We start from the raw sequence: 12,678 nt of genomic DNA, 5'->3' as shown, positions 1-12,678 counted from the left end.
TTATTGCATAATGCGGTTAACCGTATATACATCCTTGACCCGTTTCACCCGATCGACCACTGACTGCAAATGGTCTGTATTGCGGATAAGGATCGTCATATGAATCATCGCCATCTTGTTCTTGTCGGAGCGTCCGGTGACCGCAGAAATGTTAGTCTTACTCTCTGACACCGCCTGCAGCACTTCATTGAGCAGGCCGTTGCGGTCATGGCCGGTAATCTCAATATCAACACTGTAGTTGGCTTCCATACTGCCTTCCCATTCCACTTCAATCACACGTGCCGACTCTTCCCCGTCACCATCGCCCGGAATGTTCGGACAGTCCTCGCGGTGGACGGAAACGCCGCGTCCGCGCGTCACATAACCGATAATGTCATCGCCGGGGACCGGATTGCAACATCGTGCAAAACGGACCAGAAGATTATCAATTCCTTTTACACGCACTCCGTTGGTTGGCTGATTCCGTTTCTCTCCGCTGGACTTAATCTCCTTCATCTCAGAAGTAAGCTCCAGATGCCCCGCGGCCTCTTCCTGATCCTTGCGCAGCTTCTCCGTGAGCTTGGAGGCGATCTGCGCCGCAGTAATCCCCCCGAAACCGACTGCCGAGAGCATATCTTCCAAATCGCCAAAAGCGAATTTCTTCGATACTTCAGTCAGCTTATCTTCCGTAAGCCAATCCGATACTTCAACATTGAGACGTTTCAGCTCGCGTTCGATCGCTTCACGGCCTTTTTCAACGTTCTCCTCGCGTTTCTCCTTCTTAAACCATTGCTTGATCTTGCTCCGTGCATGCGAGGATTGTGCTATCTTCAACCAGTCCCGGCTGGGACCATACGAATTCTTCGAGGTCAGGATCTCCACGATATCCCCGGTCTTCAGCTTGTGATCCAGCGGCACGATCCGCCCGTTCACCTTGGAGCCGATAGTCCGGTTACCTACCTCCGTATGGATACGGAAGGCAAAATCAAGCGGAACGGAACCTGCCGGCAGCTCCACAACCTCGCCCTTCGGGGTAAATACGAAGACAAGGTCGGAGAAAAAATCCATTTTGAGCGATTCCACAAACTCTTCCGCATCCTTGGCTTCATGCTGCAGTTCCAGGATTTCGCGGAAGAACGGCATCCGGTTCTCCGGATTGACGTTATTGCTGTTTCCTTCTTTGTAAGCCCAGTGGGCGGCAATCCCGAACTCGGCGGTGCGGTGCATCTCCCAGGTACGGATCTGCACTTCCGTTGGCTCTCCGCCTGGACCCACTACCGTCGTATGCAGCGATTGGTACATGTTCGCTTTGGGCATGGCTATATAATCCTTGAAACGTCCGGGCATCGGCTTCCAAAGAGTATGAATAATCCCTAATGTGGCATAACAATCCTTAATGTTGTCGACGATAATGCGGATAGCGAGCAGATCATAGATTTCATTAAACTGCTTGTTTTTGGTGCTCATTTTGTTATAGACACTGTAAATATGCTTGGGACGTCCCGAGAGATCGCCTTCAATGCCCATTTCATCGAGTTTGGCACGAATGCGGCCGATTACGCTCTCAATGAACATTTCGCGTTCCGCCCGTTTTTTATGCACCAAATTGGCAATACGGTAGTATTGCTGCGGATTCAGGTAACGGAGAGCGATATCCTCCATTTCCCATTTAATCGCCGATATCCCCAAACGGTCTGCAATGGGACAGAAAATCTCCAGCGTTTCATAAGAAATGCGGCGCTGGCTTTCTTCTGACTGGTACTTCAGTGTCCGCATATTATGCAGTCGATCCGCCAGCTTGATCACAATGACGCGGATATCCTGAGCCATAGCAATGAACATTTTGCGGTAATTCTCGTTCTGCTGCTCTTCCTTGGAACGGAAACGGATGCGTTCCAGCTTCGTCAGACCATCCACCAGCATGGCACAGGTATCGCCAAAATTCTCGCGGATCTGCTCCAGTGACACCGTTGTATCTTCTACGACATCATGCAGCAACGCTGCAATAATGGATATGACATCCATCTGCATATTCACGACAATATCTGCGACCGCGAGCGGATGCAGAATGTATGGCTCCCCCGATTTCCGAACCTGCCCGTGATGAGCCTGATCGGCAAATTCATAAGCTTCCCGGATGCGGAGAAGATCTTTTTCTTTTATATAGGCGCTAGCCTTTTCAATTAATTGCTCTATGCCCATTCTCGTCGTATCCGTTTCCTTTCTATAAAGAAAAATTCCGTAATGGAGTTTATCTATTTAATGAATGAACCCGCAAGGTGTGTCCGGTTTGCAGGGTTATCAGCTATTCCAGGCTGCACTACACGCAGTTTAAAGTTGTTTATAATTATGACGCTTACGATGGATTACGTCAACACTTGCCATAGTGTGGCATTCCTGCAGGCTTAGCCTCAAAGTATGGGCAATTTCGTGGCATCTGTAAAATTGTTGTTGTAAAAAGTCGCCGTACTATTTAATCTAGTAAAAGCGGTTTTCCGCGACCTAACCTAAAACTACATAAAGAAAGAGAAGTGAACTCCATTGCAACGCGAATTTCAAGTTAATGAGAAACTCCCTTGGGGCCCGGGATTTCTGCTAAGTCTTCAGCATTTATTCGCCATGTTCGGCAGCACGGTGCTTGTCCCCAACCTGTTTGGGGTAGACCCTGGCATGATCCTGTTGATGAACGGTATCGGCACATTGCTCTACATCCTGATTACCCGCGGCAAAATCCCGGCTTATCTTGGATCAAGCTTTGCCTTTATCTCACCGGTACTCAGCGTGCTTACCAAAAACGAGAGCGATCATATGCATGGATATTCGCTTGTACTAGGAGCGTTTATTGTTACCGGTATTATCTTTATTCTCGTCGCTTTAGTCGTCCGTTATGCCGGTACAGGCTGGATTGATGTGGTGTTCCCTCCGGCGGTTATGGGCGCAATCGTAGCAACTATCGGACTGGAACTGGTACCGGTTGCTGCACGTATGGCCGGACTGATCGCTCCTGAAGGTGTGAGTGCTGCCGACTGGACACCGGACGGAAGCGCAATTACGCTGTCTATGGTAACGCTGGGTGTAACGGTTATTGGCGCAGTACTCTTCCGGGGCTTCCCCAAAATCATTCATATTCTGATCGGGATTGTTACCGGTTATGTGCTGGCCTATATTATGCACAAGGTTAACACGGGTGCCATTTCCGAAGCTCAGTTCCTCTCCCACCCGACGATCGTCACCCCATCCTTTGACTGGGAAGTAATCTTCACCATTATTCCTGTATCCCTTGTCGTTATCGTTGAACACATCGGCCACTTGCTCGTAACCAGCAACATTGTCGGCAAAGATCTGGCGAAAGATCCTGGTCTTGACCGCTCGCTAATGGGGAACGGGATTTCCACCGTCCTCTCCGGATTCATGGGTTCTACTCCTAATACTACTTACGGCGAGAACATCGGTGTTATGGCCTTAACCAAAGTGTATTCGGTGTATGTGATCGGCGGAGCAGCTGTCATTGCCATTCTGCTCTCGTTCTCCGGCACCTTCTCTTCTATCATTGCAAATATCCCCGCACCGGTAATGGGCGGAGTCTCTCTCTTGCTGTTCGGGGTTATCGCGGCTTCCGGTTTGCGGATCTTTGTAGAGCAGAAGGTCGACTTCTCCAAAGCAACCAATATGATTCTGGCTACCTTGGTGCTTGTTGTCGGTATCAGCGGCATCTCCCTGAACCTGGGCAATATGCAGCTTAAAGGAATGGCACTGGCTACGATTGTCGGTATGGTTCTGTCTCTGTTCTTCAAGCTGTTCGAGGTTCTTGGCTGGTCAAACGAGCAGGAAGATGAGAAATCCGCCCATTAGACCCCGAATACTTATATATGAAGAAAACGGATGCTCATCTGCTTCAGGATGGCATCCGTTTATAGTATTTATACAGATTAATTTAAGCTGTCCCCCATTTGGGCGAGGACGTAGCTACGGTGAATATTTGGACTTCCGGCCGCTGTTGTCCCCAGATTTCTTGATTGTACCCGCTATATGCGGTGGAAAACGAATCAATTATATTAATAAAAGCGGACCACTGTCTTCATTCGACAGCGATCCGCTTTTTATTTCCCGGGAAAAGTTATCCCGTTTGAAATTAGTCTTCGTAAGTCATCAGGGATATCACTTCAATATCCGAAAGTTTGTTGCGGCCAGCAAGCTCTACCAGTTCGATGAGGAAAGCAGCGCCGACAACTTTGCCGCCGAGCTGTTCCACCAGACTAACTGATGTGGCAATGGTACCGCCGGTAGCCAGCAAGTCATCAGCGATCAGCACCTTTTGTCCCGGCTTGATGGCATCGGTATGAACGGCCAGTTTATCCTTGCCGTATTCCAGATCATAACCCACTTCAATGGTTTCGTAAGGAAGTTTGCCACTCTTGCGAATCGGTACAAATCCGACCCCCAGCGCGTAAGCCAGCGGTGCGCCGACTACAAAACCGCGCGCCTCAGGACCGGCAATTACGTCAATCTGCAGATGTGAAACAAGCGCTTTAAGCTCATCAATCGCCTGGCGGTATTTGTCGCCGTCTTTAAGCAATGTAGTAATATCTTTAAAGCTGATTCCCACTTGCGGAAAATCCGGAATCACACGAATACTGTCTTTTAAATCCAACATGATCATCTCCTAAAAGTTGTGAGCGATTCCCTCACTGAATTCTCTTCAAACAAACTTGCTTCGGAAGCAAAGCCTCCAATCCATTCCGCCCTAGGATGCTCCTAAACGGCGGGACAGCATCCATTCCTGCAGCTCGCTGAGGCTGCCTTCCATGAAATATTGCTCCATTTCCGCAGTCTCACCCAGTCTGACAAAATGCCGGGAGGCCGTAAGACTTTTCGCCGCAGGCTGGGTAACAAAGGTAACGGTCCCGTTGCTGCGCTTGATAAAATCAAGTTCCTCAAACACCTCAAGCATCTTGCCCAGCATGCGTACACTGAGTGAAGACTGGCGGCTAAGCCGCAGCAGCACCTCATGCTCCGGTGTCGCCGCAGCAGCAATCGAAGCCAGCAATTTATATAACGACTTGAAATGATCACGTGTCGGTATTTGCAGCCGGTCACGGCCGTCCCGAATGGAGTGCAGCAATGCGATATTCTCAGCTTGTGGAAAAGCAGCAAGCACCGCATCCAGCTGCTCCGGTGTATCCGGCATGTCCAGCAGGCAAAGCAGGGAAACCTTGCCTTCACCAGTTTCGGCTTGTCCTTGATTCAGCACGGAGATCCCAGCATTCTCATCATATACCCAAAGCGACATGCCTTTCAATTGATTCAGCGGCGTCATGCGGCTGTTGTGAAATACAGCTGCAGCGCTGAAGGAAGTTCCGCTGCTGTATTGCAGCAGCAGTTCTTTGAGGGTAGCCGCCTGCTTCACTGCATCAGCAGTTCCGCGCAAATCCAGCAGCTGCGCATTCGGGACTGCCAAATCCTGCAGCATCAGCTGAGGTTTGCGCGAGCCGTTCCATTCATTCACCGAAAGCTCCGCCAGGACATCAACCATAGTGCCTCCTGGTAGCAATTGGGCTAATGCACCTTTGCCGAAGGCTACCGCCTCAATCGTATGCTTGCCTTGCTGCAAGACCAGCTTGAGATGTTTGCCATCCTGCCCCATCTTGCGGGTCTCCTTCACCGCAGCTCCGCGAACAATAAACTTGGGCAGCGGATTGGCCATCCCGAAGGGAGCCAGTCTGTCCAAATCCAGTGCGGCCTGCAGCGTTAAATCAGAGATCGCCGTTTCACCGTCCGCAGCTGTCACAGGCATGAAATGTTCCGGCTGCAGAACGGAGGCTGCAAACTCATTAAGCGCTGCCGCGAAGTCTTCCAGCTTATCACGATGCAGGCTCATCCCTGCTGCAGCTGGATGGCCGCCGAAATGATCCATCAGTCCGGCGCAGGAAGAAAGCGCCGCATAAATATCCAAACCGGGAATCGAGCGGGCAGAACCTTTGCACACCCCGGTTTCGGGGTGAACATCCAGTATAATCACCGGACGGTAATACCTGTCCAGCAGCTTAGAGGCCACAATACCCACTACGCCGACATTCCAGCCTTGATCAGCAAGAACAATAATGTCCGGCAGTGTTCCCTCTGCGGTCTGCTGCTCAAATTTAGCTGTGGCTTCCGTGACGATTCTTTCCACGACCAGCTGACGTTCTTTGTTAAGCAGATCTAATTCTCCGGCAAGCTGTTCAGCTTCCCCGGAATTTGTGGTCGTGAGCAAAGCCACAGCACGGCCTGCGTGATCCAGCCGGCCGCTGGCATTAATGCGCGGCGCCATGCCAAAGGCAATATTTACAGCGCTTACTGTACTCATCGTTACACCACTTACATCAAGCAAGGCCCGGATACCCGGAAAAGGTGAGTGCCGCATACTGGAGAGCCCTCTGCGCACTAGACTGCGGTTCTCACCAAGCAGCGGCATGAGATCGGCAACTGTACCGATGGCCGCGATTTCGCTCCATTCCTCCGGCACCTCGTCTCCAAGCATGGCTTCGGCCAACTTGTAGGCAACCCCTACACCCGCCAAGCCCTTGAAAGGATAAGGACAGTCAGGAAGCTTGGGATTAATCAGTGCAAAGGCCTCCGGCAACAGTTCAGGCGGCTCGTGATGATCCGTTACGATCACATCGATTCCAAGCTCTGTCGCATAAGCGATCTGATGATAGGCGCTAATTCCGGTGTCTACGGTAATGACCAGCGACACTCCCTGCTGTACCGCCCAGTCCAGCGCATGATTGTGCAGCCCATAGCCTTCATTTGAACGATGGGGAATATAAATGTCAAAGGATGCCCCCAGATAACGCAGCAGATAGATCATCAGCGCGGTGCTGGACACTCCATCCGCATCATAATCACCGTACACGAGAATATGTTCTTCTTCTTGCAATGCTTTTTTGATCCGTGGAACCGCTTCGGCCATTCCCTTCAGCAGGAACGGATCATGTCTATCCTCCGCGCCTCCATCCATGAATTGCAAAGCATCAGCAGCCGTCCCCAAACCTCTGGTTACCAGCAGTGATGAAAGGAGCGGGGAAATAGAAAGGCTCCGGGCCAATTCCTCTACTGCAATGGGATCGGCTGCCGGAGAATGCCATCTTGTTTTTGAATGAAGCAATTAAGTTCACCTTTCTCTCACCCTGCGAACTACTGAAGCAGCGTGGGGCTATCGTTGTCCACGAGCTCATAGTTGCTTTTGTAAGGATAACCCGGATCATAAGGCACAACATCCATATGAACCTCGCCCACATGGACAAAACGGTGCTGCAGTAGCTTCCTGGCGCATTCCGAAATATCCTGGGCTTCCGTCACGGTAATCCGCGGGTTAACGCTGATTTTAACTTGGAGGTTCACGTAACGCCCCTGCTCAAGTGCTTTTAAATACTCTACACGAATAACACCATGCACCCGTTCCACGGTTTCAATAAAGCTGGCCGTCTCCGCGGAAGGAAGTTCCTGATCCCTCTGGGCCAATACAGAAGTCGTAATCAGCGAATACCCTTTGCGGATAATTAGTGCGCTGGTTAGAAGAGCGGCAATCGGGTCCATATACAGCAGCGGATTCCAGTTCAGATATCCTCCGGCAAACGACCCGGCAATCCCGACGAATACGGTAATCGAAGTATATAAACTGAAACGGTGGTTATCCGCGTATGCGGCATGGCTGCCATCGCCAATTTTCTTAAAATAACGATATTGATATTGAAAGATAGCCTCTTTAAACGCGATGGAGATCAGGACGGTGACAATCGCCGCCTCTCCAGTGGGTGATAAATGTCCTCGGGTTAAATCGCGAATTGCCGAGAAGGCAATTTGCAGCCCGCCCATTAGAATAAGAACTGAAAAAAGGATCGCGACAATCGGTTCCTTATTACGTTGCCCTTTCTGGGTACGCTCTGTTTCTTTATTCCTCTTAACCTGTTCTGAGCGCCACGGAAGAGTATCCGCCAGCTTGGCTGCAGCGTCTGCTCCAGAATATAAAGCATCACCCAGCAAGGCTTTGCTGCCGGAGAAATAGCCAACACTTCCTTTAGCCAAAGCTAATGCAACATCGCTGACGATTCCGGTCCAGGCAACCGTCTCACTTTGCGGTGATTGTTTGTCATTCATAACGAGGCCTCCTTGCCGGGTAGCGAGTAATCTCATGATGATTGAAGTTTGCCCATTCCACTCCAAAGATTCGAAAAGCCGCGTCGCCTTTGACGCGGCTTTTCGGGACAGGAAATTTTAAGCTTTGGCCGGATTGTTCTTCACTGGAGTCTTCTGGCGCTTCTTCAGCAGCAGCCAGAGTGGACTCGCGATAAAGATCGAGGAATAGGCTCCGAATAGCAAACCGATAACCATCGCAAGTGAGAACATTTTGATGGACTCTCCGCCAAGGATAAGCAGGAAGAATGCAGCAATAAATACCGTAAACGCTGTGTAGAGGGAACGCATCAGGGTTTGGCTCACACTTTTGTTCACCAGTCCCTTAAGGTCCTCATAAGACTTCTGCTTACCGAAGCGCAAATTCTCGCGAATCCGGTCAAAGATAACGATGGTATCATTGATGGAATAACCGATAATGGTCAGCACCGCGACAATGAAGGTCAAATCCACCTCCAGGCGGAAAATCGAAAAGATCGCAACAACCATAAACGCATCATGTACCAACGCTACAATCGCAGCCAGGGCAAAACGCCATTCAAAGCGGATACTTACATAAATGATAATCCCCAGACAGGAAATCAGCACAGAATAGATCGCATTACGTGCCAGCTCTTTGGCCATTTCCGTATCCACCGTGTTGATCTCGAAGGAAGCTTTATCATCAATCTTGCTAATTGCAGCCTGCAGTTGCTCGCTCTGTTCCTCTTTAAGAACCTCATCATAACGGATATTCACCCGTTTCTCACCAATGGTGAGGCTTGGTTCATGGGAGAGGCCCAGACCGCTGAGCGCAGGATTAAGTTCTTCCTGTGTAATCGTCTTGGACAGCGCCACGTCGACATTGGAGCCGGCCTTGAAATCAACGCTGTAGTTCAGTCCAAGAAAGCCCAGGAACACTAAGCCTAGTATCGTAAGGACAATGGAAAAGATATAGAAAAACTTACTCAAATGTACAAAATCAAGTTCTTTCTTAAAGCGCACGGATGTCACTCTCCTTTACCCCAAATTGCTTCGGCTTTTTCAGAACGCCGGCTTTGACCAGTGTACTGAGCAGCCAGTGGGCAAAATAGAGGTTCGTTACGATACTGAGCACAATTTCCACAATCAGTATCAGAGCAAAGCCTTTAACCGCACCCGTACCAAATGCGAACATAACGGCCGCTACGATAATAGTTGTCACATTGGCGTCCATAACGGTCCGGAAAGAGGTTTTATTCCCCGCTTTGACGGAAGACAATATGCTCTTCCCGCTGCGCATTTCTTCTCTTATCCGTTCGTTGGTAATGATATTGGCGTCAACTGCCATCCCTATACCGAGAATGAACGCGGCAATACCGGGAAGTGTCAAAGTAAAGTCGGCAACGACAAATACCAGAATCAGCAGCCATGTGTGCAGGATGAGTGCAAAACTGGCCAGCACACCCGGCAAGCGGTACATGCCGATCATAAAGATCAAGATAATCAGGGAACCCACAAGTCCCGCTCTGATCGTTTGATCAAGGGATTGTTTACCCAAGGTAGCGCCTACGCTTTGCGAATATTTCTCTGTCAGCTTCAGCGGCAGGGCACCGAGGTTAATCGTATCGGCCAGTTCACGGGCCTGTTCTATAGTGTAACCTCCGGAAATCGAAGCTTTCCCATCCGTAAGTACTGCTCTTACCGTTGGCGGAGCGGATAACAAATTTTCGTCAAGATAAATAGCCAGTTCTTTACCTAGCAGGCGCTTGGTAATTTCCGCAAATTTATCCTTATCCTTTACCGTAATGCCGATCTCAGGCTGATTCAAGTTGTTGCGTTGAACCTCGGCAGCATTCTCAACAAAGTCACTGCCCACGAGTTCTATCTTGCTGTAAACCCCTGGAGCATCGCCTTCTGCAGCACTTCGGAAGGTCAGAACCGCTGGTTCCTTCATCTTCTTGCGCACCTCGGCCTCGTCGGTAACGCCCGCAATTTTCAGACGGATGCGGTCAGTTCCCTCAGTGGTTACTTCAGGTTCGCTTGTTCCAAGCGCATTGGCACGTTTCTCCAGACTTTCCGCTGTTTTCTGCAGCGAGGCACGGGTTAGTTCTCCTCCTGTTTCCATGGGCTCCGCGTGATACAGAATCTCGAAGCCGCCCTTCAGATCAAGCCCCAGTCGAACCTTGTCCAATAGTCCGGGAGTACTAAATGCCATGACGCCTGTTAAAACGAGCACGGTAATGATAAAGCTCAAAAGTCTCTTCATGCTCTTGCTAGTTCCCCTTTCATTACTCAATATTCCTATTATAGCTACGTGCGAAATCACCGTCAATTCGTGGAGGAACGACGGTGTTATACTCACACAAAGAAACGGCCGGCTCTGCCCAAGGCAAGCCATCCGTTTGATAGGAAAAGCAAAATTGGTCTTCTCTTACTTTACTGCTTCCTATAGCCATTTGCAAAAGAAAATCGTTCCTTGTATCAGTTTAATCCCCGATAAGCGGCAATCGTTAAATAATTCATATAACTAGTGGCCTTCAAGGAATAGATATCGTTCACAAGCTTGTGCAGGGGAGGGTTGCCCTCCTTGGCATAGTTGCGGCTGATGCAATCCCAGATATCCCTGCCTGTTACATACTCATAGCCGAGGAGTCGGAATTCCTCCGCTTTGCTGCGGCACATGGCTTCGATATCTTCACCAAGCTCATCATCACTCCACTCTATCGATTCCACGTGTTGACACCTCCAAAGTTCGCTCGCTTTCGCATGTTACTTTTTAGTATTCGACCAGACTCCCCCGCTTTCCTTCTTCCGGGTTAAAACTTGTCATTTCCAAAGCTTGTCATGTAGTAGACAGGGTACCGCATATCAATATACAAGCCTACATCCACAAGCTTACCTTTTGGACAGACAGGAACGCCAGCGTTTTATTTCATTTCGGGAAGAAGGAGTGCCCTTTGAGTAATCTAAGGAAACAAAGTTTTATCCAAGGAACGCTTATACTGCTTGCCGCAGGCATTATTAACCGGATGCTTGGATTTATTCCGCGCATTGCATTACCCCGTATTGTCGGTGCTGAAGGCGTTGGGCTGTATCAGCTGGGTTATCCCTTTTTCATCGTGCTGATCACTGTAATCACTGGAGGGATTCCGCTGGCCATCGCCAAAATGGTAGCTGAGGCAGAGGGAGAGAACCGTCCTGAAGAGTCACGCCGTATTCTGCATACCGGACTTACCCTCAGTCTGGCGCTCGGCATCTTGTTTACCCTGGTCGCCCTGTTCAGCGCCTCATGGGTATCCAATGTGCTTCTTACGGACAGTCGTGTGTATTATACATTTGTCAGCATGACGCCGATGATCTCTATCGTTGCCGTATCTTCCATATACCGGGGCTACTTTCAGGGCAGGCAGAACATGATTCCTTCCGCACTCTCCTCCGTTCTGGAGTCAGTAATCCGTATTATCTTTATGTTGTGGTTCTCTTGGCTGCTGCTTCCGAAGGGTATTGCCTTTGCTGCGGCAGGAGCAATGCTGGGGGTGACCGTTGGCGAAATCGTCGGCATGCTGGTGCTGCTATGGCAATATTATTACATCTTAAAAAAGGACAAAAAGGATCTTCCTGACCCTGTAACCGCGGAAAATGTCATTCCAGATCCGGTTATCCCTGAACCTTCAGCAGACAAACAAACTTCTGTACTGAAACGCCTGCTAGGCATTGCTGTTCCCGTCACGGCCGGAAGGCTCGTCGGCTCTTTTTCCTATCTTCTGGAATCGATTATTACCGCTCGCAGTCTGGCACTTGCCGGAATTGCCACCGCAGCTGCGACCGCGCAGTACGGCTCCTTACAAGGGATGGTTATTCCACTGCTTCTGCTGCCGGGAGTGCTCAGCTCTTCCCTTGCTGTTTCGCTCGTTCCTTCCTTGTCAGAGGCGGCAGCGCGCCATGATTTGGCAACCATTCATAAAAGAATGCATCAGGCCCTGAGGCTCGCTATGGTAACCGGAGCCCCCTTTGCTGCAATTATGTATATCCTTGCCGTACCGCTATGTACGCTGATGTACGGCAATGCGGACACCGCTCCGATGCTGCGGATGATGGCGCCTTTTGCACTCTTCCTCTATGTCCAAGCACCGTTGCAGGCTGCTCTTCAAGCTATGGACCGCCCCGGGAGGGCGCTTATTAATACGCTGATTGGTGCGGTGATCAAAATCCTGCTCATTCTCATTTTGGCCTCACAGCCCGAATACGGGATTTATGGCGCAATTATCGCAATTATCGTTAACAGCATTTTTGTAACTTTGCTGCACGGCTTCAGTGTGGTTAAGCTGATTAAATTGTCGATTAGAATATCCGATCCACTCAAAACCTTGACCGCGGTGATTATCATGGCCGCTGGCATGTCTTACATCTATACCTCTGTTCCCATCTCGGATGCCAAATGGCTGCAATCTTTGCTTGCAGCCGCCAGCGGGATGGCCCTCTATCTGGGTATATGCCTGCTGACAGGCCTGATCTCTGCCCGCGACCTGGACCGTGTGCCGTTCTTCAAACGCCGGCGTTAAT

At 50.0% G+C, this 12,678-nt stretch carries 9 protein-coding genes; 2 read left to right on the top strand and 7 right to left on the bottom strand.

Annotated features, from left to right (window positions below):
- A complete protein-coding gene (locus tag ACQ76X_RS28870) occupies nt 1–2,181 on the bottom strand; it encodes a RelA/SpoT family protein (RefSeq protein WP_038595588.1) in 2,181 nt (726 codons plus the stop codon).
- Nucleotides 2,182–2,520: 339 nt separating this feature from the next.
- On the opposite strand from ACQ76X_RS28870, the gene uraA reads away from it, so the two are divergent.
- Complete coding sequence (uraA, locus tag ACQ76X_RS28865; RefSeq protein ID WP_438497261.1) at nt 2,521–3,831, top strand: uracil permease; 1,311 nt, start codon at nt 2,521–2,523, stop codon at nt 3,829–3,831.
- Between the two features lie 280 nt (nt 3,832–4,111).
- Here uraA and ACQ76X_RS28860 read toward each other — a convergent pair whose 3' ends face one another.
- From ACQ76X_RS28860 to ACQ76X_RS28835, 6 genes are all read right to left on the bottom strand, one after another.
- Complete coding sequence (locus ACQ76X_RS28860; RefSeq protein ID WP_038600521.1) at nt 4,112–4,630, bottom strand: adenine phosphoribosyltransferase; 519 nt, start codon at nt 4,628–4,630, stop codon at nt 4,112–4,114.
- A 93-nt stretch (nt 4,631–4,723) separates the two neighbouring features.
- On the bottom strand, nt 4,724–7,126 hold the full coding sequence (gene recJ / locus ACQ76X_RS28855) for a single-stranded-DNA-specific exonuclease RecJ (RefSeq protein WP_438497260.1): 2,403 nt from the start codon (nt 7,124–7,126) through the stop codon (nt 4,724–4,726).
- A gap of 29 nt (nt 7,127–7,155) precedes the next feature.
- On the bottom strand, nt 7,156–8,118 hold the full coding sequence (locus ACQ76X_RS28850) for a cation diffusion facilitator family transporter (RefSeq protein WP_438497258.1): 963 nt from the start codon (nt 8,116–8,118) through the stop codon (nt 7,156–7,158).
- A 117-nt stretch (nt 8,119–8,235) separates the two neighbouring features.
- On the bottom strand, nt 8,236–9,138 hold the full coding sequence (secF, locus tag ACQ76X_RS28845; protein ID WP_438497257.1) for a protein translocase subunit SecF: 903 nt from the start codon (nt 9,136–9,138) through the stop codon (nt 8,236–8,238).
- The gene (secD, locus tag ACQ76X_RS28840; RefSeq protein WP_379143294.1) at nt 9,128–10,381 is read right to left on the bottom strand and encodes a protein translocase subunit SecD; all 1,254 of its coding nucleotides are present in this window, start codon (nt 10,379–10,381) and stop codon (nt 9,128–9,130) included. Before secD ends, secF begins: the two co-directional genes overlap by 11 nt.
- Nucleotides 10,382–10,596: 215 nt before the next feature.
- A complete protein-coding gene (locus tag ACQ76X_RS28835) occupies nt 10,597–10,848 on the bottom strand; it encodes a post-transcriptional regulator (protein ID WP_438497256.1) in 252 nt (83 codons plus the stop codon).
- 224 nt (nt 10,849–11,072) lie between these two features.
- Between ACQ76X_RS28835 and spoVB the strand changes: the two genes are divergently transcribed.
- Entirely contained in the window at nt 11,073–12,677 is a 1,605-nt protein-coding gene (gene spoVB, locus ACQ76X_RS28830) for a stage V sporulation protein B (protein WP_438497254.1), read from the top strand.
- Nucleotide 12,678 lies beyond the last annotated feature (1 nt).

Source organism: Paenibacillus sp. IHBB 3054 (genome assembly GCF_051594305.1).
Lineage (GTDB): Bacteria > Bacillota > Bacilli > Paenibacillales > Paenibacillaceae > Paenibacillus_AQ.
Note: the sequence above shows the minus strand (reverse complement) of the source record. Positions and strands in the feature narration are given on the sequence as shown.